Genomic DNA, 24,326 nt, shown 5'->3' with positions numbered 1-24,326 from the left:
GACCCTTTCCCGATGCACGGAGGGGGTCCGCCAGCGTATCCGGACGCCGCCACGCTAGGTGATGACGGCAACTCCCCCGCTTCCGCCTCCGCCCGAAGGCCCTTGGGTGAGGCTGGCGCTCGACGCATTCCCGCTCTCGGCGAAAAAGACGAGGGGCTGTCCGACAGGCGGGACAGCGACGCCCGCTGCCGCGAAGTCGGCGACCCGGAAGACCACGTCGCCCGGACTGGCCCATCCCACGACCACGTTGCCCGCGGCGATACTCTTCACCGTACCCGTCTGGCGCTCTGAAGACATCCTGGTTCCTCCGGTCCTTGGCTGCCGTGCGCGGACACATTCCGCGCAACACGTACAAGTATTGCAGTGATCAACGCGATCTCCCCCGGCAAGCGGCCACGACGGCGCCGCGGACGGCACGATCCCGGATAGCGCGCATGCGAGCCGCGCATTTGCCAGAATGCGCCTGTCGACGGCACCCGCCGTCCACGGAGCCCCCATGGACACGCAATCGATCTACTACGCCATCGCGCTGCTGATGGTGCTGGTCGGCATCGCCGGCACCGTCCTGCCCGCCCTGCCCGGGCTGCCGCTGGTGTTCGGCGGCATGCTGCTGGCGGCGTGGGCGGGGAATTTCGAGCAGATCGGCGTGTGGACGATCCTGCTGCTGGCGGTGCTGACCCTGCTGTCGATCGGCATCGACTTCCTTGCCTCCGCCGCGGGCGCGAAGCGCGTCGGCGCGAGCCGGCTGGCGGTGCTGGGCGCGCTGGTCGGTGCGGTCGTGGGGCTGTTCTTCGGGCTGGTCGGGGTGTTCGCCGGGCCGTTCGTGGGCGCGGTGCTCGGCGAACTGGCCGATCGCCGCAGCATCGGCGGCGAAGACCTCGGGAAGGCGACGAAGGTCGGCATCGGCACCTGGTTCGGCATCTTCGTCGGCATCGTGCTCAAGCTCACGCTGGCGTTCGCGATGATCGGCATCTTCGCGCTGGCGTGGTGGCACGATTGACGCGGCCTTGCCGGCGCGACGATAGACTGCGGCTTTCTCCCCGACGTCCCCGCATGCCTGCCCCTGGTTCCCGTTCCGGACACCTCGTCCGCCTGATCCTGCTGCTGCCCCTGCTCCTGGCCTGCCTGCTGGCGGCGCTGCCGGCCGGGGCGATGCAGGCGGCGGCCGACGACGCCACGCCCGCATCCGCCACGGCGGAGCCCGCCGCCGAACTGCCGCCCCCCGACACCGACATCCGCGGTCGCTTCGATTTCGCCTTCGACAAGGCCGCGGCGAAGCTGGCCGAGGTGGTGGCGAAGCTGCCCCTGCTGCTGGTGGCGCTGCTGATCGTCACGCTCGCCGCGTGGCTGGGCGGGTTCGTGTCGCGACGGCTGCACCTGCTGCGGCTGCGCACCGACAACCCTTACATGGACGGGTTGATCCGCAACGTGCTGCGCGCGCTGATCACCCTGTTCGGCGTGCTGCTGGCGCTCAACCTGCTCAACGCCACCGCGCTGGTCACGGCCGTGCTCGGTTCGGCCGGCGTGGTCGGCCTGGTGCTCGGCTTCGCCTTCAAGGACATCGCCGAGAACTACGTCGCCGGCGTCCTGCTCAGCCTGCGCCAGCCGTTCGCGCCGGGCGAGCACGTGGTGATCGACGGCAACGAGGGCAAGGTGGTCGCGCTGCATTCGCGCGCCACGGTGCTGATGACGCTCGACGGCAACGAGCTGCGCCTGCCCAACGCGCTGGTGTTCAAGGCGATCGTGCTCAACTACAGCCGCAATCCCAAGCGGCGCTTCGATTTCACCGTCGCCATCGACGGCAGCCAGTCGATCCGCGTCTCGCACGCGCTGGCGATCGAGCAGGTGCGGCAGATCGAGGGCGTGCTGACCGACCCCGGCCCCTCGTGGAGCGTGCAGGAGTTCTCGGCCGCCGGCATCGTGCTGCGGTTCTTCGGCTGGGTCGACCAGCGCGAGAGCGACCTGGGCAAGGTCCGCAGCGAGGCGATCCGCCGGGTCAAGGCCGCGTTCGCGCGCGCGGGCATCGAAGCGCCGCGGACCACCTACCACGTCCTCACGGCGCGCGAGCCAGGCGACGCGGCGCCCGCCGGCCACGCCGAGCCGATCCACGACGCCGACGCCGATACCTCGGTCAATCGCGACATCGACGAGCAGCTTGCCCAGGCGCAGCAGGCGGCCGATGGCGACAACAATCTCCTCGAGCCCACCGCGGATACGCCATGAGCCCACCCAAATCCTCGCCGGCACGCCTGCTCCCGTTCGTGCTGCTGTCCGCGGTCGCACCGGGGATGGCGCAGACCGCCGACGCGACCTCGCTCGAGCGCTGCGCCGCGATCGAGATCGACGCCGCCCGGCTCGCCTGCTACGACACCCTCGCCCGGCGCGCCTCGTCCGGCGGCCCGCAGCAGGCGGACCTCGCGGCGCAGGAGGCCAGGCAGGCGCTGCAGGCCGCTCAAGCCGAAGCGGAGGCCAGGGCCGCGCAGGCGCGCGAACAGGCGCCGCGGCGTGGCGACGACCTGTTCCGCCACGACGACGACGCGCTGGACAGCGCGCTGGCGAACGTGGGCCGCGGATCGCTGCTCGACAGCCGCTGGGAGCTGGCCCGGGATTCCAAGCTCGGCATCTTCAACTTCCGCGCCTACAAGCCGCTCTACCTGCTGCCGGCGTTCTGGACCTCCGACGTCAACGACATGCCGCGCTCGGAGAATCCGGACAACACCGTCACCGCACCGATGGGGCTGGATTCGATCGAGGCCAAGTTCCAGCTGAGCTTCAAGACCAAGGCGGTCGAGAACCTGTTCGGCGACAACGGCGACATCTGGATGGGCTACACCCAGAGTTCGCGCTGGCAGGTCTACAACGGCGAGCAGTCGCGGCCGTTCCGCGAGACCAACTACGAGCCCGAGGTGCTGCTCGTGTTCCGCAACGGCTACAGCATCGCCGGATGGAAGGGGCGGATGGCCGCGGTCGGCATCAACCACCAGTCCAACGGCCGCGGCGATCCGCTGTCGCGCAGCTGGAACCGGATCATGTTCAACATCGGCCTCGACCGCGACGACTGGGCGCTGGTGCTGCGCCCGTGGATCCGGGTCTCCGACGGCGACGACGACGACAACCCCGACATCGAGGACTACATCGGCCGCGGCGACGCGACCCTGACCCACGTGCGCGGACGCAACGAGTTCTCGCTGATGGCGCGGCATTCGCTGCGCGGCGGCGATCGCTCGCACGGCGCGCTGCAGTTCGACTGGGGTTTCCCGATCCACCGCTCGCTGCCGATGCGCGGACGCCTGCAGCTGTTCCACGGCTACGGCGAGAGCCTGATCGACTACAACCACAAGGCGACCTACGTGGGGCTGGGCATCTCGCTGCAGGAGTGGTTCGAGCCGCGCGTCGAGTAGCGCAACGGCTGGCGCGCCGGCTCCTCCTCCTTCGTCATCCCCGCGAAGGCGGGGATCCATTGTCTTTACGCGGGATGCCCACCCTGCCTTTCCAACACAAAGACGCTGGATCCCCGCCTTCGCGGGGATGACGGCTTCCCTGTATCGCGGCAACCATTTCCCTCGCCGGATGCCCTAAGCTTTCGCCGCCACCCGACGACGGACCGCCACATGGACGCCAGCCCGCCCCGCAAGCGACGCTCCTTCTTCGCCTACGCCTCGGCGATGCTCGGCCTGCTCAGCGTGTTCGCGGTGCTGTGCTTCCATTTCCCCGAACTGCTCACCAGCAAGGAGTTCCGCGCGGTCTACAGCGAGGACTTCGCCCGGCACCTGCTGCTGGTCGGGCTGATCGCCGCCTTCATCCTCGGCACGGTGTCGATCCTGCGCGACCGCAACAAGCGCATCGCCGCGGTCGGCGTCGGCGCGGCGACGCTGGCGGTGCTGATCGGCGGCACCAACGTGCAGTTCGATTCGATCGGGCAGACGCCCTACTCACTCGGCCTGGACTGGTTCGTGATCTCGCTGTTCTTCTCGGCGCTGGTGTTCGTGCCGCTGGAGCACTACCTCGGCAAGCGCCGCGTCTCGCCGCTGCGCAAGGGCTGGCGCACCGACGTGGCGTATTTCTTCATGAGCCACGTGCTGGTGCAGTTCATCCTGATCCTGGTCACCGCCTCGACCTCGACGATCGCAGGGCTGGCCGCCTTCCCCGCGCTGAAGGCGGCGATCCAGTCGCTGCCGGTGTGGGCGCAGTTCCTGATCGCGGTGTTCGTCGCCGACCTGGCGCAGGCACTGCTGCACCGCGCCTACCACAACATCCCCTGGCTCTGGCGCTTCCACGCCGTGCACCATTCCAGCCGCGAGATGGACTGGCTGGCCGGCTCGCGCATCCACTTCGTCGAGATCGTGCTGACCCGCAGCGCGGTGCTGCTGCCGCTGCTGGTGCTGGGCTTCTCGGCGCCGGCAGTCAATGCCTACGTGATCCTGGTCGGCCTGCAGGCGGTGGTCGCGCACGCGAACATCGGCGTGCGCTTCGGCTGGCTGGAGTACCTGCTGGTGCTGCCGCGCTACCACCACTGGCACCATGCGCGGCAGCAGGACTACATCGACGTGAACTACGCGATCCACCTGCCGCTGGTCGACATGCTGATGGGCACCTTCAAGCTGCCTCGCGACCAGGGCGAATGGCCGGCGGAGTACGGCGTAATGAAGCTGGAAACGGTCCCCGAGGGCATCGTCGCGCAGCACGTGATGCCGTTCCAGGGCGGCAGGAAGTTCGAGCGATACGTGGATTGAACCCGCACGCCCGCAGGGACGTCCGCGCTCACGTCCAGTCGGTCAGGCCCTCGCGGGCATGGGTTTCCCTGAAGCTGGGCAGCGCCTTCATGCGCTGCGCGTGCGCGTGCAGCGCCGGCCAGGCGTCCGACGGCCGGGGCATGTTGCGCGACCAGCGCATCAGCATGGTCAGCAGGAAATCGGCCGCGCTGCGCTGTTCACCGAGCAGATACGGGCCGTGCGCCTGCAGGTGGTCGGCCACCTGCTGCCAGGCGGCCTCGATCTCCGCACGCGCCTGCGCCTTCGCCGCCTCGACGTGCTCCGCGCCGGCCGGCTCCTCGGGATAGAACCAGTCACGGTAGGCGGGCTGCAGCGTGTTCGCGCAGAAGCACATCCAGCGGTAGTACTGCGCGCGTGCGGGCGTGCCGGGCGGCGGCGCCAGTCCCGCCTGCGGGTGCAGGTCGGCCAGGTGCATCGCGATCGCCGCGGCCTCGGTGATCGGCTGGCCGTCGATAACCAGGGTCGGCACGCGTCCGGCCGGGTTGATCGCGAGGTAACCCGGCGACTTCTGCTCGCGGCGATCGAAATCGAGCTGGTGGAGTTCGTGCTCGACGCCGAGTTCGATCAGCAGCCAATGGATGACGAGGGAGGCTGTGCTTTGCGAACCGTAGAGGACGATCGACATGGCGGCTCCGCCGGCTTCGGGAAGACTGATTATCCCCGACGCGACCGGCTCCACCTCAGGCGATCTCGACCACCGGGATCTTGCCGATCTTCGCCTGCCATGTGCGCGGACCCGTCCGGTGCACGGATTCGCCGGTGGAATCGACCGCCACGGTCACCGGCATGTCCTTGACCTCGAATTCGTAGATCGCCTCCATGCCCAGGTCGGCGAAGCCGACCACCTTCGCCGCCTTGATCGCCTTCGACACGAGATATGCCGAGCCGCCGACCGCCATCAGGTACACCGACTTGTGCTTGCGGATGGCCTCCAGCGCCACCGGGCCGCGCTCGGCCTTGCCGATCATGCCCAGCAGGCCGGTCTGCGCCAGCACCTGTTCGGTGAACTTGTCCATGCGCGTGGCGGTGGTCGGGCCGGCCGGGCCGACGACCTCGTCACGCACCGGATCGACCGGGCCGACGTAATAGATGAAACGGCCCTTGAGGTCGACCGGGAGTTGCTCGCCCTTGTCGAGCATGTCGACCATGCGCTTGTGCGCGGCATCGCGGCCGGTGAGCATCCGGCCGTTGAGCAGCAGCACTTCGCCGGGCTTGAAGCTCAACACGTCTTCCGGCGTGATCGTGTCCAGATCGACGCGCCGCGCGTTCTGCGGGTTGTAGGTCAGCTTGGGCCAGTCCTCCAGCGACGGCGGCTCCAGCGCGACCGGGCCGCTGCCGTCGAGGGTGAAGTGCGCGTGCCGCGTGGCGGCGCAGTTCGGGATCATCGCCACCGGCAGGTTGGCCGCGTGGGTCGGGTAGTCCCTGATCTTGATGTCGAGCACCGTGGTCAGCCCGCCCAGGCCCTGCGCGCCGATGCCCAGCGCGTTGACCTTCTCGTACAGCTCCAGGCGCAGCTCCTCGATCCGGTTCGACGGGCCGCGCGCGGCCAGCTCCTGGATGTCGATGTGCTCCATCAGCGATTCCTTCGCCAGCAGCATCGCCTTCTCGGCGGTGCCGCCGATGCCGATGCCGAGCATGCCCGGCGGGCACCAGCCGGCGCCCATGGTCGGCACCGTCTTCAGCACCCAGTCCACGATCGAATCGGAGGGATTGAGCATGGCGAACTTCGACTTCGCCTCGGAGCCGCCGCCCTTGGCCGCGACGATCACGTCGAGCTTGTCGCCCGGCACGATCTTCACGTTGATCACCGCCGGGGTGTTGTCCCTGGTGTTGAGGCGCCGGCCGGCCGGATCGGCCAGCACGCTGGCGCGCAGCCTGTTGTCCGGATGGTGGTAGGCGCGGCGCACGCCCTCGTTGACCGCATCCTCCAGCGAACCGGTGAAGCCCTGCCAGCGCACGTCCATGCCCACTTCCAGGAAGACGGTGACGATGCCGGTGTCCTGGCAGATCGGGCGGTGGCCTTCCGCGCACATGCGCGAATTGATCAGGATCTGCGCCATCGCGTCCTTCGCCGCCGGCGATTCCTCGCGCTCGTAGGCCGCGGCGAGGCTCTTGATGTAGTCGACCGGATGGTAGTAGCTGATGTACTGGAGGGCGTCGGCGACGGACTGGACGAGGTCGTCCTGCTTGATCAGGGTCACGGCTGGCTCGGAGGCTGGCGGGAAACGGCCCATTTTAGCCGCTGCGTCCGGCCGGTTCCCTGCGACGATGGGCCCATGCCCGGATCGCTGCTTTCCGCACGTCTGCGCTTCGGGACACGGTCGTCATCCCCGCGACGCCTGCCCCCGCGCAGGCGGGGGGCGGGGATCCAGTGTCTTTCGTCGCCGCAGATGCAAAGACGCTGGATTCCCGCCTTCGCGCGAATGACGGACAAAGGCGGGGTTGGTTGGACTCCGATTAAACCCTCCCCCGCCCCCCGGCATCCGACTGGATATGCTGATGGCGACGATGACCGCGACCCTGCCCGAAGCCGCCTGCGACGCGGCCGACGACGACCACGCCCTGGTGCGGGCCTCGGCCGGCGGCGACGCGGACGCGTTCGAGGCGCTGTACCGGCGCCACCTGGGCCGGGTGCACGGCGTGATCCTGCGTCTGGTCGGGCACCAGCACAGCCGCGCCGAGGACCTGACGCAGGAGGCCTTCGTCCGCGCCTGGCAGGCGCTGCCGAACTTCCGCTTCGAGAGCGCCTTCGGCACCTGGCTGCACCGGCTGGCGGCGAACACCGCACTGATGGAGCTGCGCAGCCGCCGCGCCGCGCCAGGCATGGACAGCGACGAAGAAGCCTTCGACGCCATCGGTACGGTCGATTCGGCCGGACACGCCACCGCGCTGTCGATGGACCTCGAACAGGCCGTCGCCAGCCTGCCGCCCCGCGCCCGCGCGGTGCTGGTGCTGTACGACATCGAAGGCTGGAAACACGAGGAAATCGCCGACACGCTGGACATGGCGGTCGGCAGTTCCAAGGCGCAACTGCACCGCGCGCGCAAACTGCTGCGCGCGAAGCTGGGAGACCACGCATGAACCACGATCCCGCCACCGCCGACCTGCCCGCCGCGCTGCGCCTGCAGTTGCGCGGACTGCGCGCGGACACGCCGCCGGGCCGCGACCTGTGGCCGGACATCGCCACGCGGATCCAGACCCTGCCGCAGGCCGCGCCCGAAGCCGCGTCTTCGCCGCGCCGGCGCCCGCGCGTTTTCCCGGCGCTGGCGACCGCGGCCGCGCTGGCGCTGGCCGTCGGACTCGGCTGGCAGCTGCGCCCGTCCGCGCCCGATGCGGGGCTTGCCGAAACCGCGGCGACCGCGCCCACGCCCTACGCGCCGCTGCTCGCCGAAGCCGACGCCATGGCGCGCGAGTACCAGGGCGCGCTGCGCGAACTGTCCGCCTTGCGCCCGGCCACGGCCGAATACGCCAGCCTGCTCCAGCTCGACGCCAGCGCCGCCGCCGTGCGCGACGCGCTGGCGCAGGATCCCGACGCCCGCTTCCTGCTGCAGCGCCTGCAGCGCATCTACGCGCAGCGCCTGTCGCTGACCCAACGCCTCGCCCGGGCCTGAATCGCCGGCCCCGCACCACCTTCCGAAGGAGGACTCCCATGAAAACCCGAATCCTTGCAATCGCCCTGCTCGCCTGCCTCGCCGCGGCGCCCGCGTTCGCGGCCACGCCGATCAACGAAACGCGGCCGCTCGATGCGCGCGGCAGCCTCGAGGTCTCCAACGTGAAGGGCCGCATCGAGGTGCGCGCCTGGGACAAGGCCGAGGTGCAGATCACCGGCAGCCTCGGCGACGGCGTCGAGCGCCTGCAGATCGAGGGCGACCGCAGCAGCCTCGAGGTCAAGGTCCGCTATCCGCGCAACAGCCGCAACACCGAACCGACCACGCTGATCCTGAGCGTGCCGCGCCAGGTCGACCTGGAGATCGACGGCGTCGCGGTGGACATCGACGTGTCCGGCGTCGCCGGCCGCGGACTCGACATCGAAAGCGTCAGCGGTGACGTGGTCGCCGTCGGCGCCCCGCGCGAGGCCGACATCAGCAGCGTCAGCGGCAACCTGCAGCTCAACCTCAACAGCGAGAAGGTGGACCTGGAAAGCGTCAGCGGCAACATCGTGCTGCGCGGCCGCATCGGCGGCGAAATCTCGGCCGAAACCGTGTCCGGCGACATCCGCATCGACACCCGCGGCGAGGCCACGCGGCGGCTGAGCACCAGCAGCGTATCGGGCGACGCCAGCTACACCGGCGGCCTCGCCGAGGGCGGCCGGATCAGCGCCGAATCGGTGAGCGGCGACATCCGCCTGGCGCTGCCGAAGTCGCTGTCGGCGCGCGTCCAGGCCGAGAGCTTCAGCGGCACGCTGTCCGCGCCCGGCGTCAGCATCAACAAGCCAAAGTACGGGCCCGGTTCGAGCTTCGAGCACACCTTCGGCGCAGGTTCGGGGGAGATCAAGCTGGAGACGTTCTCGGGCGACGCGGAGCTGGTGCTGGAGTAGCTCCGGTCGCCTGTCGCGGGCCGCGTGGCGCCGTCCGTCGCGCGGCGAAGGCGCCCGTGCCGTCATCGCGTCGAAAGCACCCGCATCGTCATCCCATCGAAGGCGCCTGCGTCGTCCTCCCGGCGACAGCGTCCGTATCGTCATCCCGGCGCAAGCCGGGATCCATTTTGACTTGCCGTCCAACGGTGCCGCGAAGATCAAGATGGATCCCGGCTTTCGCCGGGATGACGATGCGTGTTGTTCCGTTATGATGTTTTGAACATCACTATTGAATTTTCCAGCTTGCATAAGCAAGTCTGAAAGTCGCATCATGGCCACCTCCCACAGGCCGTCCCCATGATCACCGCCCCCCAGCTCCGCGCCGCGCGCGCCCTGCTCGGCATCGACCAGCGCAGGCTGGCCGAACTGGCCGGCGTCTCGCTGCCGACGATCCAGCGCATGGAGGCCAGCGACGGCACCGTGCGCGGCGTGGTCGGGACCCTGACCAAGGTCGTCGACGCACTCGATGCCGCGGGCGTCGAACTGATCGGCAACGATCAACCCAGCCAGGGCCGCGGCCGCGGCGTGCGCCTGAAGGAACCGCCGGCCGCCTGAGCCATGTCGAGCTTCGACCGCCAGTACCTGCGCATGTTCGAACCGAAGCTGTTCACCGTGCTTCGGGAGGGCTACGGCCTGCAGGCGTTCAAGGCCGATGCGATCGCCGGCCTCACCGTTGCGATCGTCGCGCTGCCGCTGGCGATGGCGCTCGCGATCGCGTCCGGCACCACGCCGGAAAAGGGGCTGCACACCGCGATCGTCGCCGGCTTCCTGATCTCCGCGTTCGGCGGCTCGCGCGTGCAGATCGGCGGGCCGACGGCGGCCTTCATCCCGGTCGTGTTCGTGGTGATCCAGACCTTCGGCTACGGCGGCCTGATCCTGTGCACGCTGCTGGCCGGCCTGATGCTGATCGCCGCCGGGCTGCTGCGGCTGGGCACGCTGATGAAGTACATGCCGCAGCCGGTGATCACCGGCTTCACCGCCGGCATCGCGGTGAGCATCTTCTCCAGCCAGGTCAAGGACGCGCTCGGCCTGCGCATGGACGAGGTGCCGGCGGAATTCTTCGAACGCTGGGCCGCCTACGGCAAGCACTTCGCCACCACCCAGCCGGCGGCGCTGGCGATGACCGTGCTCGGGCTGGCGGTGATCGTCGGCCTGCGCCGCTGGCGGCCGAAGTGGCCCGGATTCCTGATCGCGCTGCTGGCCTGCACCCTGGCCACCACGCTGTTCGCGCTGCCGGCCGAAACCATCGGCACGCGCTTCGGCGAGCTGCCGGCCTCGCTGCCGAGCTTCGACTTCCCGCGCATCCCCTTCGAGCGCACCTTCGAACTGCTGCCGAGCGCGTTCACCATCGCCTTCCTCGCGGGTGTGGAGTCGCTGCTGTCGGCGGTGGTCGCCGACGGCATGACCGGCGGGCGCCATCGTTCGAATGGCGAACTGGTCGCGCAGGGCGTGGCCAACGTCGGCTCGGCGCTGTTCGGCGGGCTGCCGGCGACCGGCGCGATCGCGCGCACCGCCACCAACATCCGCTCCGGCGGGCGCACGCCCGTCGCCGGCATGCTGCACGCCGGTTACCTGCTGCTGTTCATGCTGGTGCTGGCGCCGCTGATGCGCTACGTGCCGCTGGCGGCGCTCGCCGCGGTGCTGCTGGTGGTGGCCTGGAACATGAGCGAGGCGGAGAACTTCCGCAACACGCTGTCGGCGCCGTGGGGCGACCGGCTGGTGCTGCTACTGACCTTCTTCCTCACCGTGCTGCTGGACCTGACCGTCGCGATCCAGGCCGGCATCGTGCTCGCGGCCTTCGTCTTCATGTTCCGGATGGCCGAGGCGGTGGAAGTGAGCTCCGGCGTGCGCATGATCGACGACGACCTCCAGACCGGCGACGCGGCGCGCGACGGCGACCAGCGCGCGAAGCTGCCCGCGGGCGTCGAGGCCTACCAGATCGGCGGGCCGCTGTTCTTCGGCGCCGCCAATCGCCTGGACAACCTGCTCGACCAGTTCTTCGAACCGCCGAAGGTGCTGATCCTGCGCATGCGGCTGGTGCCGGTGATCGACGCCAGCGGCGTGCATGCGCTGAAGAAACTGGCCGGGCGCTGCCACCGCAAGGGCATCGTGCTGATCGTGTCCGGACTGCAGGAACAGCCGAACCGGGTGATCGCGAAGATGGGGCTGGAGGACGGTCCGGGCGAACTCCATTTCGCCTCGAACTTCGAGCGCGCGCTGAAGATGGCCGAGTCGATCGCCGGGTAGCATGCGCCGCGCTGACGGGCGGCTTCCCCGGACCACGGCTTCGTCACCCCGGCTTGCGCCGCGATGACGAAGCATGGAGAAGCGACCGATCCTGCGTGAATCCGGCAGAATGTCGCCATGCCCGAAACCTCCCCCGTTTCAGCACTGACCATCGCCGGCTCCGATTCCGGCGGCGGCGCCGGCATCCAGGCCGACCTCAGGACCTTCGCCGCGCACGGCGTGCACGGCCTGTCGGCAATCGCGGCACTGACCGCGCAGCACACGCGCGGCGTCACCGCCGTGCACGTGCCGCCGGTGGACTTCCTGCGCGCCCAGGTCGACGCCTGCTTCGACGACTTCGACATCGGCGCGGTCAAGCTGGGGATGCTGGCCAGCGCCGCCGTCATCCATGCGGTCGCCGATGCGCTGCAGGCGCACGCGCCACGCTTCCTCGTCCTCGACCCGGTGATGGTGGCGACCTCCGGCGCCAAGCTGCTGGAGGACGATGCACTGGACGCGCTGCGCACGCGCCTGATCCCGCGCGCCGACCTGCTGACGCCCAACATCCCCGAGGCGGAACTGCTCACCGGCCTGCGGATCGAAACGGCCGCCGATGCGGAACGCGCGCTGGAGGCCCTGCTCGCGCTGGGCGCGAAAGCGGTGCTGCTCAAGGGCGGCCATCTCGACGAAGGCGGAGAGGTCATCGACCGCTATCGGGATGCGACCACCGATGCCGGCTTCGTCCACGCCCGCCTGTCGCTGGAGGGCCACGGCACCGGCTGCACCCTGGCCTCGGCGGTCGCGGCGAACCTCTGCCTCGGACTGCCGATGGCGCAGGCGGTCGCCGCCGCCGTGGACTATGTCGGGCGGGCGCTGCGGCAGGGCTATCGCCCGGGCCGCGGCGAGGTGCGCGTGCTCGACCACTTCGGCGCGGCGCGGACGGCATGAGCCCGGCGATCGCCGCGCACGAGCTCGAGGCCGCGAGCAGCGACGGCCACGCCTGGCGCGTGCTCGCCCGCGTCCCGCCCAAGCCGCGGCGGGCGCTGCTGTGGCTGCCCGCGCTCGGCGTCGCCGCGCGGCACTACCTGGGTTTCGCCGACGCGCTGGCGGCGCGCGGGATTGCGGTGTTCCTGCACGAATGGCGCGGCAGCGGCTCCAGCAGCCTGCGCGCCGGCGACGGGCGGGACTGGGGCTATCGCGAACTGCTGGTGCAGGACATTCCCGCCAGCAAGGCAGTGCTCAACCGCCTGCTGCCGGGCGGGGTGGAGCGCATCGTCGGCGGCCACAGCCTGGGGGGCCAACTCGCATGCTGCCGTCTCGCGCTGGCGCCGGGCACGGCCGACGCGCTGTGGCTGGTCGCCAGCGGCGCGCCCTACTGGCGCGCGTTCCCGCTGCCGCACAAGGCCTGGCTGCCGTTCGCGTACCGCTTCCTGCCGTGGCTGGCGCGGGTCAACGGCGCGCTGCCCGGGCGCCGCATCGGCTTCGGCGGCAACGAGGCCGCGGGGGTGATCCAGGACTGGGCGCGCACCGCGATCAGCGGGCGCTATGCCGCGGACGGCCTCGCGCAGGACTTCGAGGCCGGCATGGCCCGCCTCACGCAGCCGGTACGGGCCCTGGGGCTGTCGGACGACTGGCTGGCGCCGCGTTCGTCGCTCGACTTCCTGCTGTCGAAGCTGCCCGCGAGCGAGGTGCAGACGGTGTACCTGGACGCCGACGGCGCCGGGACGCGGCCCGACCACTACGCCTGGATGCGGCAGCCGGCGGCGGTGGCCGACTGGCTTGTTGCCGGACCCGGCAGCGGCGCCCGAGGCTAGGACCTCCCGCCAGATTGCGGGATTCTCCATCGAGCTGCATGTCGAAGGAGGGATGCGCCCGGGACGCGGGCTGCAGCCACTTGTCATTTCGACCGAAGGGAGAAATCCCGGTCGGGTTGATACGACCGGACGCAGGTCCAGGACGAGCAGCGGCGGGATTTCTCCCTTCGGTCGAAATGACAGACTGGAGCCGCATCCGCGACGCTGACCGTGCGGACCGGAATCCCCGGATTCGATGACGGGCGCCGGAACCTAGGTCGCCTCGGCATAGCCTTCCGGATTCATCGACTGCCAGCGCCATGCATCGCGGCACATCGCGTCGACGCCGTACCCGGCGCGCCAGCCCAGCAGTTCCTGCGCAAGCGACGGATCGGCATAGACCGCGGCCACGTCGCCGGCGCGGCGGGCGACGATCTCGTAGGGCACCGGCCGCCCCGAGGCGCGCTCGAAGGCCTGCACCAGCTGCAGCACGCTCACGCCGGCGCCGGTGCCGAGGTTGACGGTGAAACCCTTGCCGGTGCGCTCGAGCGCATCCAGCGCGTCGGCGTGCGCGCGCGCCAGGTCGACGACGTGGATGTAGTCGCGCACGCCGGTGCCGTCGACCGTCGGCCAGTCGCCGCCGAATACGCTCAGCTGCGCGCGCCGGCCCACCGCCACCTGGCAGATGTAGGGCATGAGGTTGTTCGGGATGCCCGACGGATCCTCGCCGATCAGGCCGGAGGCGTGCGCGCCGACCGGATTGAAATAGCGCAGGACGCCCGCCTGGAAGCCCGGATCGGCCGTGCACAGGTCGCCGATCAGCTGCTCCATCACCAGCTTGGTGCGGCCGTAGGGATTGGTGACGCGCAGCGGCGCGTCCTCGGTCACCGGCACCGCGTCCGGGTCGCCGTAGACGGTGGCGGACGAGCTGAACACCAGCCGCTTCACACCCGCCGCCTGCATCGCCTGCAGCAGGTGCAGCGTGCCGGAGATGTTGTTGTCGAAGTAGTCGAGCGGACGCTCGCAGGACTCGCCCACCGCCTTCAGCGCGGCGAAATGGATCACCGCATCGAAACCGCCGCCGGCCAGCAGCGCGCGCGTTGCCGCCGCATCGCGCAGGTCGACGTTCCGGAACGCCACCGGGGCGCCGATGATCGCCTGCAGCCGCTCCAGCACGCGCGGCGAGCTGTTGGAGAGGTTGTCGGCGATCACCAGATCGTGCCCGCGCGCGGCGAGTTCGACGCAGGAATGACTGCCGATATAGCCGGTGCCGCCGAAAACGAGGACGCGCATGCGGGTTCGCCCGTGGTTCGCGAACGCGGATTATCCTCCAGCCGCATGACGCTGTCGCATGGCCTGTCCCGGGCGCATCCCGCGTTTGGCAATGTCGCATGCGCCGCGGTGCCGCCGTCCCGTCCGCGGTAAACAAGGGGCGTTGCCGCCGTCCGCTAGAATACAGTCCAGACCGCCCAACCAACATCGCCCCGGATGCCTGCCCCCCTACCCGACCGCAACGACATCCGCATCGCCATCATCGGGCTCGGCTACGTGGGGCTGCCGCTGGCCGCCGCGTTCGGCCGCAAGTACCCGACCGTCGGCTTCGACATCGACGCCGCGCGCGTCGACGAACTGCGCCGCCACCACGACCACACGCTGGAGATGTCGGAGGAGGAGCTGAAGGCCTCGACCCGGCTCGCCTGCTCGGCGGATCCGGCCGACCTGAAGGACTGCAACGTCTTCATCGTGACCGTGCCCACGCCGATCGACGACTACAAGCGTCCCGATCTGCGCCCGCTGGAATCCGCGAGCCGCACCGTCGGCCGGGCGATCGCGCGCGGCGGCGTGGCGATCTTCGAATCGACGGTCTACCCCGGCGCCACCGAAGAAATCTGCGTGCCGATCATCGAGCGCGAGTCGGGCCTGACGTTCAACGAGAACTTCAGCGCCGGCTACAGCCCCGAACGCATCAACCCGGGCGACAAGGAGCACCGGCTGGAGACCATCCTCAAGGTGACCTCGGGCTCGACGCCGGAAGCGGCCGACTTCGTCGACGCCCTGTACGCCAGCATCATCACCGCCGGCACCCACAAGGCCTCCGGCATCCGCGTCGCGGAAGCTGCGAAGGTCATCGAGAACACCCAGCGCGACGTCAACATCGCCCTGATCAACGAGCTGGCGCTGATCTTCGGGCGCATGGGCATCGACACCCACGAGGTACTGGAAGCTGCCGGCACCAAGTGGAACTTCCTGCCGTTCCGTCCGGGCCTGGTCGGCGGCCACTGCATCGGCGTCGACCCCTACTACCTGACCCACAAGGCGCAGCAGATCGGCTACCACCCCGAGGTGATCCTCGCCGGCCGCCGCATCAACGACTCGATGGGCGGCCACGTCGCCCAGCGCGTGGTCAAGCTGATGCAGCAGCGCGGACTGCAGACCTCGGGCGCGAAGGTGCTGATCCTCGGACTGGCGTTCAAGGAGAACTGCCCGGACCTGCGCAATACCCGCGTCACCGACATCATCGACGAACTGCGCACCTACCGCGTCGACGTCGACGTGCACGATCCCTGGGTATCGCCGGCGCAGGCCAGCCATGAGTACGGCATCTCGCCGGTCGCCGAGCCGCAGGCCGGGCACTACGACGCGGTCATCCTCGCCGTCGCCCACCGCGAATTCATTGCCCTGGGCGCCGACGGCGTGCGCGCATTCGGCAAGCCGGGCGCAGTCCTGTTCGACGTGAAGCGCGCGCTGCCGCGCGACCGCGTCGACGGCTGCCTCTGACCACACTGCAGGAAGACGCCCATGCGCATCCTCGTCACCGGCGCCGCCGGCTTCATCGGCTCCCACCTCAGCCATCGCCTGACCGAACGCGGCGACGAGGTGCTGGGCTTCGACAACCTCAACAACTACTACGACCCGGCGCTGAAGCAGGCGCGCCTGGACCGCCTGCTGCCGGTGCCCGGGTTCTCGTTCGTCAAGGGCGCGCTGGAGGACCGCGGCACGCTGGAGCGCGCCTTCGCCAACTTCCGCCCGCAGCGCGTGGTCAACCTCGCCGCGCAGGCCGGCGTGCGCTACTCGCTGGAGAACCCGCACGCCTACATCGACAGCAACATCGTCGGCTTCACCAACGTCCTCGAAGCCTGCCGCCACGGCGGTGTCGAGCACCTGGTCTACGCATCGTCGAGCTCGGTCTACGGCGCCAACCGCAAGCTGCCGTTCGCGGTCGAGGACAGCGTCGACCACCCGGTCAGCCTGTACGCGGCCACCAAGAAGGCCAACGAGCTGATGGCGCACACCTACAGCCACCTGTTCGGCCTGCCGACCACCGGCCTGCGCTTCTTCACCGTCTACGGCCCCTGGGGCCGGCCGGACATGGCGCTGTTCCTGTTCACGAAGAACATCCTCGAAGGCCGGCCGATCGACGTCTTCAACCACGGCCACCACAGCCGCGACTTCACCTACGTCGACGACATCGTCGAAGGCGTGATCCGCACCCTCGACCGCGTGCCCGGGCCCGACCCGACCTACGATCCGCTGCAGCCCAACCCGGGCTCGTCGAGCGCGCCGTACCGGGTCTACAACATCGGCAATCACCAGCCGGTGCAGCTGCTGCGCTACATCGAGGTGCTCGAGGACTGCCTCGGGCGCAAGGCCGAGCGCAACCTGCTGCCGATGCAGCCGGGCGACGTGCCCGACACCGAGGCGGACGTCGAGGCATTGAGGCGGGACACCGGCTACCAGCCGTCGACGCCGATCGAAACCGGTGTCGCCCGCTTCGTGGAGTGGTACCGGTCCTACCACGGCGTCTGAACGCCGGAGTCCCCCGTCCCCGCGTGCAATGACCGCTGTCGCGGTCTTTCGACGTTATCCCTGTCATCGGACAAGAAGGGGGATACTCCCAGATGCGCATTCTCAGGCACACGATCCTTGTGCTTCTGGTCGCCATGCTCGCGGCGTGCGCCAGCGGTGGCGGATCGGAATCGATCCCGCCCGCTCCCCAGGCAGCCTCGGTCGAGGACTATGCGATCGGCATCGACGACGTCGTCCAGGTCGCGGTCTGGCGCAACCCGGAGCTGGGCATCACCGTGCCGGTGCGGCCGGACGGCAGGATCTCGGTGCCGCTGGTCGGCGACGTGATGGCCGCCGGCAAGACGCCCAGCGAGGTCGCCGCCGACCTGCAGGACAAGCTGTCGGCCTACGTGCGCGATCCGCAGGTGGCGGTGATCCTGACCGACCTGCGCAGCCATGAGTACCTCTCGCGCGTGCGCGTGACCGGTGCCGTGCGGACGCCGATCTCGATCCCGCATCGCCCGGGCATGACCGTGCTCGATGCGGTGCTCGCCGCGGGCGGCGTCAACGAATTCGCCGCACCGGACCGCTCCAGCCTCTACCGCAGGAACGGAGGCCAGACCACCAGCTATGCGATCCGGCTCGACAGGATCATCAACCGAGGCGACCTGTCGACCAACTTCACCGTCGCACCGGGCGATATCATCACGGTACCGGAGCGCGCATTCTGATGCAGTCGACCAGCCTGCCCGTTCCCCGCCGCGCCCCCGCGAGCGCCGGCGCCGCGACGACGGGCCTTTCCCCGATCGACCATGTCCGGCTCGTCCTCAAGGAAGGGCGGAGGCGGATCGTCGTACTTGCCGCGATCTTCGCCGCGATCGCCGCGGTGACCTTCGTCATGGGCATGTTCGTGATGGCACGCCACTACCAGGTGTCGACCACGATCCTCGCGCAGGAAAGCGACATCATCCAGCCCCTGCTCGAAGGGCGCGCGGTGCCGACCGGGGTCACCGACCGCGCCGGCATGGCCCGCCAGATCATCTACGGCCGCAAGGTGCTGTCGGAGATCATCGATATCGGCGGCTGGGACGCGAACGGCAGCCTCAGCGCCGTGCAGAAGGACCGGCTGATGGAATCCATCCATGGCCGTACGCTCATCTCCAGTCCGCGCCCGGACCTGGTCACGATCACCTACCGCGACACCGACCCCGAACGCGCCTTCCGCGTCACCGACGCACTGGGCGCGCTGTTCATCCGCGAGACGCTGGCGACCAAGGAGCGCGAGAGCCGCGAGGCGTACGAGTTCATCGACAAGCAGGTGAATGAGTACCACCGCAAGCTCACCGACGCCGAGAACAACCTGCAGGCCTATCGCTCGCGCAACGTCGACGCGCAGCCGGGCAGCGCGACCGACGCCAATTCCCGCATCTCGGCGCTGCGTACCCAGGTCGAGCAGACGCGGATGACCCTGCTCGAACAGGAGTCGCGCGAGGCCTCGGTCGCGGCGCAGCTGTCGGGCGAGTCGGCGGTGACCTCGGTGCAGACCCGCGAGACCCTGTACCGCACCCAGCTCATCGAACTGCAGGCCGAGCTCGACCGCCTGCTGCTCAGCTATACCGATCGCCATCCCGATGTCGCGCGCATCCGCCACCAGATGGGCGACATCCAGCGCATGATCGAGCAGGAGCGCGACCGCCCGACCACGTCGGCCACCGGCTCCGAGGACGCGCAGCTCAACCCGCTGTACCAGGAACTGCGCAGCCAGCAGGCACAGGCCCGGCGCGAGGTCGCGGCCACGCGTTCGCGCATGTCGGTCGCCGAGTCCCTGCTCAACTCGGAGCTCGACCGCAGCCGCCGGATCGCCGCTTCCGAAAGCGTGCTCGCCGAGCTGACCCGGGATTACGAGGTCAACCGCGAGATCTACCAGGACCTGCTGCGTCGCCGCGAGAACGCACGCGTGTCGATGGGACTGGACCAGGAGAACCGCGGCCTGACCCTGCGCGTGCAGGATCCGGCGACGATGCCGCTGCGCCCCACCGGCCTGCGCTTCATGCACATCGCGGCCGCCGGTCTGCTCGCCGCGATCGCGGTGCCGCTGGGCCTGCTGTGGCTGCTGATCCGCTTCGATCCGCGCGTGCGCAGCCCGCAGTCGATCACGGCGAGGAGCCGCTATCCGTTGCTGGCGACGATTCCCGCCTACGCTTCGCCGCGCGACCGGCGCCGACAGATCGTCCATCTCGCGACCGCATGCACACTGGCCGTGGCCATCGTGCTGCTGTACGGGCTCACCTATGTCTACAAGATGTCCAACGGCTGAGCCGTCCAAGCACACCATGGAGCAGATCGTGAATCCTCGCCGCGACGCGCCTTCCGACCCGGGCAGGGCCGAGGGCGGATCCCATTCCATCACCCGTACCGACGGCGCGCAGCAGCCGCTCACGCCGCGTGCGCTCGAGGAGCGCAAGCTGATCCACCGCAACGATTCGGTCCGCGCCCAGGCCGATGCGTTTCGTGGACTGCGCACCAAGCTGCTGGCGCTCGGCCAGGACCGCAACTTCGTCACCCTGGTGGCGCCGGCGCAGCCCGGCTGCGGCGGAAGCTTCGTCGCGCGCAACCTCGCCGCGGCCTTCGCCTTCGACGAAACCAAGACCGCGCTGCTGGTCGACTGTGATTCGCTGCACCCCGCCCAGCACGCAGCCCTGGGGGTGAACGCAGCCAGCGTCGGGATGATGGATTACCTGGAGGGGGGCGTCACTGACCTGTCGGCCATCCAGTACGAGACCGGACTGCCGCGACTGCGGCTGATCCCGAGCGGTTCGCCGCGCGAAACCGCGGGCGAATCCTTCAGCTCGACCCGCATGCGGATGATGATCGACTCACTGCGCGGCACCCACCCCAACCGCTACCTGATCCTCGACAGCCCGCCGGTGCTGAACTCGCCCGACGCCCGGATCCTGTCCGAACTGGCGGACCTGATCGTGCTGGTCGCCGGCTACGGGCAGGTGACCGTCGACAGCATCGACGCCGCCGCCGCCAGCTTCGACCCGGACAAGCTCGCCGGGGTCGTGTTCAACACCCTCTACTGACCGCAGCGGAACGAAGGAGACGCGACCATGAAGCTCCACAGGACCAGCGTCCCCGCGGCCTGTCTCGCCGTCCTTGCCACGGTGCCGCTGCAGGCCCACGCGGTCCGGATCGACTATGCGGTCGACATGGGCATCGAGTTCAACGACAACGTGCTGATGTCGTCGTCCGATGCCATGGACTCGGACGCCCTGCGCGCCGGCTTCGGTTTCGTCCTGACCGAGGAAACCTCGACAGTCCAGGCCAACTTCGGCGGCCGCTTCGAATACTGGAACTACATCTCCGGCCCCCAGTCCAATGCCTTCGAGACCAGCCTGGCCGGACGCCTGAACTGGTTCATCATGCCCGAAACGCTGAGCTTCACCGTCGAGGACAGCCTGGAGATGCGGCCGATCGACCGGTTCGCGCCGGACGCACCGAACAACCGCCAGCGCGTCAACGTGCTGTCGCTGGGACCGAACCTGCTCTTCAACTGGGGCGCCGCGTTCCGCGGCCGGGCCGAGGCGCGCTGGATTGACACCAGCGCCGAGGAGAACGACGAGTTCGAGTCGAGCCGGCTCAGCGCCGCCGTGCATCTCATCCGCGATCTGGATCCGACCAGCAGCCTGACCTTCAGCCTGCGCGGGCAGGACGTCGACTTCGACCACGACCTCATGGCCCGCGACTACCGGCGCTACGACGGCTACGTCCGCTACCAGAAGGAACTATCGCGCCTGGGGTTCGCCTTCGACGCCGGCTACACATGGGTGGACTATGCCGACGGCAGTTCGGAGTCCCTGCCGATTTTCCGCGGCCAGGCGACGTGGGAGCTGAGCAACCGCAGCTCCCTGTCCCTGGGTGGAGCGCGGCAGCTGTCGGATGCCGGCACCGCGGCGATCGAGGAGATCGGCACGGTGGTGGTCGTCCCCGACTCCCTGACCGGCTACGCGGCAGGCGTGGAGTCGTCTGTCTACCGGGAACGCCGCGCCGACATCAACTACACCTATGCCGGCGAACGCATCCTCTTCAGCGCCGGCCCGTACTACGAGCGGATCGAATACATCGACACCGACGCCTTCGACGAGACCCGCCGCGGCGCCATCGTGCAGATCGCCTACCGGCTCGCACCGACCTGGGACCTGGAGACCTTCGTCGACGCCGCCCGCGCGGAGTTTCCACAGATCGGACGTGAGATGGACGACCTGCGCCTCGGCGTCGACCTGTCGAAGACCTGGAACCGGCGCTGGAGCAGCTCGCTCCGGTACACCCACTACCGTCGCGAGGACGACGGCGTGCTCGGCAACGCCAGCCAGAACATCTGGTACCTGACGGTCGTCTACCGCAACCGTTGAGGGTGTCCGCCGCCTCGACGGACCCTGGCCGTCACGGCTCCCTGCCCGGCACGGGCCGCTGATTCCGCCCCACGACGCCCGACACCTCCAGGCGCAGGCCCGGAACTGCGTCGCAGTTCCGCCGTGATCCGCCCGGTCACTCCCCGGGCTTTTTCAAGATCTGGTCACGTTTTCAGGCCCGTGGCTTGACCCTCCGGCACCGTTCAGCGTGTATTTCGCTGCGCGCCGGGCCTGGCGCCTATCATCCGCCGCGTCTTCTCAGGGGGAAAGACGCTTCGGATGGTTTCCGGCCCGGATCGCGGCGACGCGACAGGGCCCGGCCGGCTCGCCTTGCCCGTGGAACGCAGGATGCGTCCGTTACCGTCTGCCCAGCCCAGCACCACTACCATCCGGCAGGTAGTAGCCCCCTTCATGACCATCATTCATCTTTCCGTCCGTTGCTTCGCCCTCGCCTGCATCGCGGGCCTGATCTCGGCCTGTTCGGTCGCACCGGCTTCTCTGGACGAGGCCGCATCCGTCACGCCCGGGGACACTGGCGCACTGGCGGCGTCCGCTCCGCGCCAGATGTCGTCGGCCGCCACGTCACCGATGGCCACCAAGGCAATCACCAACCCGATCATGTTCGTCACCCAGGTGCCTACCCCCGGGGGAGACCGGTTCGCGACCCGCCTGTCGGCGTTCGCCAACCACCTGCCGGGAATGGGTGCCGCGCCGCGCGGCGGCGACCTGATGATCCGCTACCCGGACGGGACGCTGCGCAACCTGACCCGCGAAGCCGGCTTCGGCGGCACCGGCTTCCAGGGCGCCAACTCGATCGCCGTGCGCGAACCCACCGTGCACTGGAGCGGCACCAGGGCGATCTTCAGCATGCTGGTGGGCTCGCCCGTGGGCCGGTACGACGCGGTCACCTCGAAGTGGCAGCTGTACGAAGTCACCGGCCTGGGCCAGGGCCAGACCGCCACCATCACCAAGGTGCCGCACCAGCCGACCGCCTACAACAACGTCTCGCCGCTGTACACCAGCGACGACCTGGTCCTGTTCACCTCCGACAGCCCGCGCCGCGGCGAGGCCCACCTGTATCCGAACCTGGACGAGTACGAGAGCAACCCGACCATCACCGGCATCTTCCGGCTGGACCCGGCCAGCGGCGACCTGACCATCCTCAACCACGCCCCCAGCGGCGCGTACACGCCGACCATCGACAGCTACGGCCGGGTCATCTTCACCCGCTGGGACCACCTGCAGCGCGACCAGCAGCAGGACGCCGCCATCAGCCAGGGCGCCAACTACAACCCGTTCAACTACGCCAGCGAGGCGGCCAACGCCGCCAGCGTCGGACTGGTGCACGACACCTTCCCCGAGAGCCGGGCGCAGAACGGCAGCAACTACACCACCAGCCCCACCTACGGCCGCATCTGGGGCTACACCTCGAACCTGTTCACGCCCTGGGAAATGAACCAGGACGGCACCGCCGAGCTCACCCTCAACCACATCGGCCGGCAGGAACTGACCTTCGACTACATCCCGGCATCGTTCGTCGACGATCCGTCGCTGCGCGGCGTCAGCAACCAGTCGCTGTTCGCCAACCGCAAGTACATCCGCATGGATGCCGGCATCATGCACATCCGCGAGAGCCGGACCCAGCCGGGCACCTACTTCGGCGTCTACGCGCGCGAGTTCCTCCAGGGCTCCGCCAACGAGTTGGTCAAGTTCAACGGCGCGCCAAACCTCAACGCCGAGCAGATGGTGGTCAGCGATGCCGCCGCCAGCGGCAGCGGCCGCTACCGCACCCCGCTGCCGCTGACCTCGGGCGACCTGGTGGCCAGCCATACCAGCCTCGGCGTGGATGCGTTCAACAGCGCCGCGCAGCCGGAGCTGCGACTGAAGCGCCTGGATACCAACGCCACGGGCCTGTACGTCCCCGGCAGCAACCTGACCCCGGGCATCAGCACGAACGTCTCCTGGTGGGGCGCGACCGGCATGGTCGAGTACAGCGGAGCGCTGTGGGAACTCGACCCGGTCGAGGTCGTCTCCCGCACCCGGCCGCCCGTGACCGGCGCGCCTGCGGTCGAGGCGCCCGAGCAGGCGATCCTCGACGCCGAAGGCGTCAGCGCCACCGCGCTGCGCAACTGGCTGCGCCAGAACGACCTGGCCCTGATCGTCACCCGCAACCAGACCAGCCGCGACCGCAACGACAAGCAGCAGCCGTTCAACCTGCGCGTGCCCGGCGGCGTCAGCAAGACCGGCGACGGCGGCCGCGTCTACGACATCGCGCACTACCAGATCGTGCAGGGCAACCTCGTGCGCGCCTACCAGAGCTTCAACCGCGGGCGGCGCATCGTGGCGCAACCGATGACGGTCCCGGCCAATGCCAACCCGTCCAATCCCGCGGGTCCGGCAGGCAGCGTGAAGATCGCGGCCGACGGCTCGACCGCCGCCTTCGTCCCCGCCAACCGCGCGCTGAGCTGGCAGACCGTCGATCCCGACGGCGAGCCGATCGTGCGCGAGCGCGTCTGGGTCACGATGCAGCCCGGCGAGATCCGGACCTGCGCCGGCTGCCACGGCGAGAACGCGGTCAACCAGGCGGGGCAATCGAGTCCGGCCAACCAGCCGCAGGCGCTGCGCGACCTGATCCGTCACTGGAAGCAGACCTCCGGCGGAAACTCGGTGCGGCGCAACGGTTCCGCTCCGCTGCAGCCAGCTGGCTGACACCCGGTCCGCTCGCCGCCTGCTGCGGCGGCATCGGGCCGCCCTCCTC

General features: G+C 69.4%; 21 protein-coding genes. 18 read left to right on the top strand and 3 right to left on the bottom strand.

What is annotated here, in order from left to right; genetic code table 11:
• Positions 1 to 496: 496 nt before the first annotated feature.
• The 4 genes from FQY83_RS00165 to FQY83_RS00150 all read left to right on the top strand — a co-directional run bounded on the left by FQY83_RS00165 (position 497) and on the right by FQY83_RS00150 (position 4,733).
• Complete coding sequence (locus FQY83_RS00165) at positions 497 to 1,000, top strand: DUF456 domain-containing protein (protein WP_146383976.1); 504 nt, start codon at positions 497 to 499, stop codon at positions 998 to 1,000.
• A 53-nt stretch (positions 1,001 to 1,053) separates the two neighbouring features.
• Positions 1,054 to 2,223: a mechanosensitive ion channel family protein gene (locus tag FQY83_RS00160; protein ID WP_146383975.1), complete on the top strand. Its 1,170-nt coding sequence runs from the start codon at positions 1,054 to 1,056 to the stop codon at positions 2,221 to 2,223.
• The gene (locus FQY83_RS00155; protein ID WP_146383973.1) at positions 2,220 to 3,401 is read left to right on the top strand and encodes a phospholipase A; all 1,182 of its coding nucleotides are present in this window, start codon (positions 2,220 to 2,222) and stop codon (positions 3,399 to 3,401) included. The genes FQY83_RS00160 and FQY83_RS00155 overlap by 4 nt, the downstream gene beginning before the upstream one ends.
• A gap of 210 nt (positions 3,402 to 3,611) precedes the next feature.
• Positions 3,612 to 4,733 carry a sterol desaturase family protein gene (locus FQY83_RS00150; protein ID WP_146383971.1) on the top strand — a complete coding sequence of 374 codons (1,122 nt, stop codon included), beginning with the start codon at positions 3,612 to 3,614 and terminating at the stop codon, positions 4,731 to 4,733.
• A gap of 28 nt (positions 4,734 to 4,761) precedes the next feature.
• Here the strand turns inward: FQY83_RS00150 and FQY83_RS00145 are convergent, their stop codons facing one another.
• A complete protein-coding gene (locus FQY83_RS00145) occupies positions 4,762 to 5,397 on the bottom strand; it encodes a glutathione S-transferase family protein (protein WP_146383969.1) in 636 nt (211 codons plus the stop codon).
• Between the two features lie 55 nt (positions 5,398 to 5,452).
• On the bottom strand, positions 5,453 to 6,973 hold the full coding sequence (locus FQY83_RS00140) for a fumarate hydratase (protein ID WP_192906651.1): 1,521 nt from the start codon (positions 6,971 to 6,973) through the stop codon (positions 5,453 to 5,455).
• Positions 6,974 to 7,265: 292 nt separating this feature from the next.
• Here FQY83_RS00140 and FQY83_RS00135 point away from each other — a divergent pair, with 292 nt between their 5' ends.
• From FQY83_RS00135 to FQY83_RS00105, 7 genes are all read left to right on the top strand, one after another.
• Positions 7,266 to 7,853: an RNA polymerase sigma factor gene (locus tag FQY83_RS00135; RefSeq protein ID WP_146383965.1), complete on the top strand. Its 588-nt coding sequence runs from the start codon at positions 7,266 to 7,268 to the stop codon at positions 7,851 to 7,853.
• Positions 7,850 to 8,383: a hypothetical protein gene (locus FQY83_RS00130; protein ID WP_146383964.1), complete on the top strand. Its 534-nt coding sequence runs from the start codon at positions 7,850 to 7,852 to the stop codon at positions 8,381 to 8,383. The genes FQY83_RS00135 and FQY83_RS00130 overlap by 4 nt, the downstream gene beginning before the upstream one ends.
• Before the next feature lie 38 nt (positions 8,384 to 8,421).
• Positions 8,422 to 9,309: a DUF4097 family beta strand repeat-containing protein gene (locus FQY83_RS00125; RefSeq protein ID WP_146383962.1), complete on the top strand. Its 888-nt coding sequence runs from the start codon at positions 8,422 to 8,424 to the stop codon at positions 9,307 to 9,309.
• A 336-nt stretch (positions 9,310 to 9,645) separates the two neighbouring features.
• Positions 9,646 to 9,903 carry a helix-turn-helix domain-containing protein gene (locus FQY83_RS00120; RefSeq protein WP_146383960.1) on the top strand — a complete coding sequence of 86 codons (258 nt, stop codon included), beginning with the start codon at positions 9,646 to 9,648 and terminating at the stop codon, positions 9,901 to 9,903.
• A 3-nt stretch (positions 9,904 to 9,906) separates the two neighbouring features.
• Complete coding sequence (locus tag FQY83_RS00115) at positions 9,907 to 11,595, top strand: SulP family inorganic anion transporter (RefSeq protein ID WP_146383958.1); 1,689 nt, start codon at positions 9,907 to 9,909, stop codon at positions 11,593 to 11,595.
• A gap of 117 nt (positions 11,596 to 11,712) precedes the next feature.
• Positions 11,713 to 12,522, top strand: coding sequence for a bifunctional hydroxymethylpyrimidine kinase/phosphomethylpyrimidine kinase (gene thiD / locus FQY83_RS00110; protein ID WP_146383956.1), 810 nt, complete (start codon positions 11,713 to 11,715; stop codon positions 12,520 to 12,522).
• Complete coding sequence (locus FQY83_RS00105; protein ID WP_146383954.1) at positions 12,519 to 13,388, top strand: alpha/beta hydrolase family protein; 870 nt, start codon at positions 12,519 to 12,521, stop codon at positions 13,386 to 13,388. Before thiD ends, FQY83_RS00105 begins: the two co-directional genes overlap by 4 nt.
• Positions 13,389 to 13,640: 252 nt before the next feature.
• On the opposite strand, the gene galE is transcribed toward FQY83_RS00105, so the two are convergent.
• A complete protein-coding gene (galE, locus tag FQY83_RS00100; protein ID WP_146383952.1) occupies positions 13,641 to 14,660 on the bottom strand; it encodes a UDP-glucose 4-epimerase GalE in 1,020 nt (339 codons plus the stop codon).
• A 195-nt stretch (positions 14,661 to 14,855) separates the two neighbouring features.
• Between galE and FQY83_RS00095 the strand changes: the two genes are divergently transcribed.
• The 7 genes from FQY83_RS00095 to FQY83_RS00065 all read left to right on the top strand — a co-directional run bounded on the left by FQY83_RS00095 (position 14,856) and on the right by FQY83_RS00065 (position 24,277).
• A complete protein-coding gene (locus FQY83_RS00095; protein WP_146383950.1) occupies positions 14,856 to 16,145 on the top strand; it encodes a nucleotide sugar dehydrogenase in 1,290 nt (429 codons plus the stop codon).
• 21 nt (positions 16,146 to 16,166) lie between these two features.
• On the top strand, positions 16,167 to 17,174 hold the full coding sequence (locus FQY83_RS00090; protein WP_146383947.1) for an NAD-dependent epimerase: 1,008 nt from the start codon (positions 16,167 to 16,169) through the stop codon (positions 17,172 to 17,174).
• A gap of 92 nt (positions 17,175 to 17,266) precedes the next feature.
• Positions 17,267 to 17,884 (top strand): XrtA/PEP-CTERM system exopolysaccharide export protein, encoded by a 618-nt coding sequence (locus tag FQY83_RS00085; RefSeq protein ID WP_146383946.1) that lies wholly within the window; start codon positions 17,267 to 17,269, stop codon positions 17,882 to 17,884.
• On the top strand, positions 17,884 to 19,470 hold the full coding sequence (locus FQY83_RS00080) for an XrtA system polysaccharide chain length determinant (protein ID WP_146383944.1): 1,587 nt from the start codon (positions 17,884 to 17,886) through the stop codon (positions 19,468 to 19,470). Before FQY83_RS00085 ends, FQY83_RS00080 begins: the two co-directional genes overlap by 1 nt.
• Before the next feature lie 28 nt (positions 19,471 to 19,498).
• Positions 19,499 to 20,239 (top strand): polysaccharide biosynthesis protein, encoded by a 741-nt coding sequence (locus FQY83_RS00075; RefSeq protein WP_146383942.1) that lies wholly within the window; start codon positions 19,499 to 19,501, stop codon positions 20,237 to 20,239.
• 27 nt (positions 20,240 to 20,266) lie between these two features.
• Positions 20,267 to 21,568, top strand: coding sequence for a porin family protein (locus tag FQY83_RS00070; protein WP_146383940.1), 1,302 nt, complete (start codon positions 20,267 to 20,269; stop codon positions 21,566 to 21,568).
• Between the two features lie 588 nt (positions 21,569 to 22,156).
• On the top strand, positions 22,157 to 24,277 hold the full coding sequence (locus tag FQY83_RS00065; protein WP_146383938.1) for an HzsA-related protein: 2,121 nt from the start codon (positions 22,157 to 22,159) through the stop codon (positions 24,275 to 24,277).
• Positions 24,278 to 24,326: the final 49 nt, after the last annotated feature.

Source organism: Luteimonas marina, from assembly GCF_007859325.1.
In the GTDB taxonomy this organism is placed as follows: Bacteria; Pseudomonadota; Gammaproteobacteria; order Xanthomonadales; family Xanthomonadaceae; genus Luteimonas; species Luteimonas marina.
Note: the sequence above shows the minus strand (reverse complement) of the source record. Positions and strands in the feature narration are given on the sequence as shown.

What these genes read in the sequence shown, in the direction of transcription:
- FQY83_RS00095 (WP_146383950.1), top strand. Translation starts at nt 14,856, where the DNA reads ATGCCTGCCCCCCTACCCGACCGCAACGACATCCGCATCGCCATCATC.
- FQY83_RS00125 (WP_146383962.1), top strand. Translation starts at nt 8,422, where the DNA reads ATGAAAACCCGAATCCTTGCAATCGCCCTGCTCGCCTGCCTCGCCGCG.
- FQY83_RS00130 (WP_146383964.1), top strand. Translation starts at nt 7,850, where the DNA reads ATGAACCACGATCCCGCCACCGCCGACCTGCCCGCCGCGCTGCGCCTG.
- FQY83_RS00085 (WP_146383946.1), top strand. Translation starts at nt 17,267, where the DNA reads ATGCGCATTCTCAGGCACACGATCCTTGTGCTTCTGGTCGCCATGCTC.
- FQY83_RS00165 (WP_146383976.1), top strand. Translation starts at nt 497, where the DNA reads ATGGACACGCAATCGATCTACTACGCCATCGCGCTGCTGATGGTGCTG.
- FQY83_RS00115 (WP_146383958.1), top strand. Translation starts at nt 9,907, where the DNA reads ATGTCGAGCTTCGACCGCCAGTACCTGCGCATGTTCGAACCGAAGCTG.
- galE (WP_146383952.1), bottom strand. Translation starts at nt 14,660, where the DNA reads ATGCGCGTCCTCGTTTTCGGCGGCACCGGCTATATCGGCAGTCATTCC.
- FQY83_RS00070 (WP_146383940.1), top strand. Translation starts at nt 20,267, where the DNA reads ATGAAGCTCCACAGGACCAGCGTCCCCGCGGCCTGTCTCGCCGTCCTT.
- thiD (WP_146383956.1), top strand. Translation starts at nt 11,713, where the DNA reads ATGCCCGAAACCTCCCCCGTTTCAGCACTGACCATCGCCGGCTCCGAT.
- FQY83_RS00155 (WP_146383973.1), top strand. Translation starts at nt 2,220, where the DNA reads ATGAGCCCACCCAAATCCTCGCCGGCACGCCTGCTCCCGTTCGTGCTG.
- FQY83_RS00065 (WP_146383938.1), top strand. Translation starts at nt 22,157, where the DNA reads ATGGCCACCAAGGCAATCACCAACCCGATCATGTTCGTCACCCAGGTG.
- FQY83_RS00150 (WP_146383971.1), top strand. Translation starts at nt 3,612, where the DNA reads ATGGACGCCAGCCCGCCCCGCAAGCGACGCTCCTTCTTCGCCTACGCC.
- FQY83_RS00080 (WP_146383944.1), top strand. Translation starts at nt 17,884, where the DNA reads ATGCAGTCGACCAGCCTGCCCGTTCCCCGCCGCGCCCCCGCGAGCGCC.
- FQY83_RS00135 (WP_146383965.1), top strand. Translation starts at nt 7,266, where the DNA reads ATGCTGATGGCGACGATGACCGCGACCCTGCCCGAAGCCGCCTGCGAC.
- FQY83_RS00145 (WP_146383969.1), bottom strand. Translation starts at nt 5,397, where the DNA reads ATGTCGATCGTCCTCTACGGTTCGCAAAGCACAGCCTCCCTCGTCATC.
- FQY83_RS00160 (WP_146383975.1), top strand. Translation starts at nt 1,054, where the DNA reads ATGCCTGCCCCTGGTTCCCGTTCCGGACACCTCGTCCGCCTGATCCTG.
- FQY83_RS00120 (WP_146383960.1), top strand. Translation starts at nt 9,646, where the DNA reads ATGATCACCGCCCCCCAGCTCCGCGCCGCGCGCGCCCTGCTCGGCATC.
- FQY83_RS00090 (WP_146383947.1), top strand. Translation starts at nt 16,167, where the DNA reads ATGCGCATCCTCGTCACCGGCGCCGCCGGCTTCATCGGCTCCCACCTC.
- FQY83_RS00105 (WP_146383954.1), top strand. Translation starts at nt 12,519, where the DNA reads ATGAGCCCGGCGATCGCCGCGCACGAGCTCGAGGCCGCGAGCAGCGAC.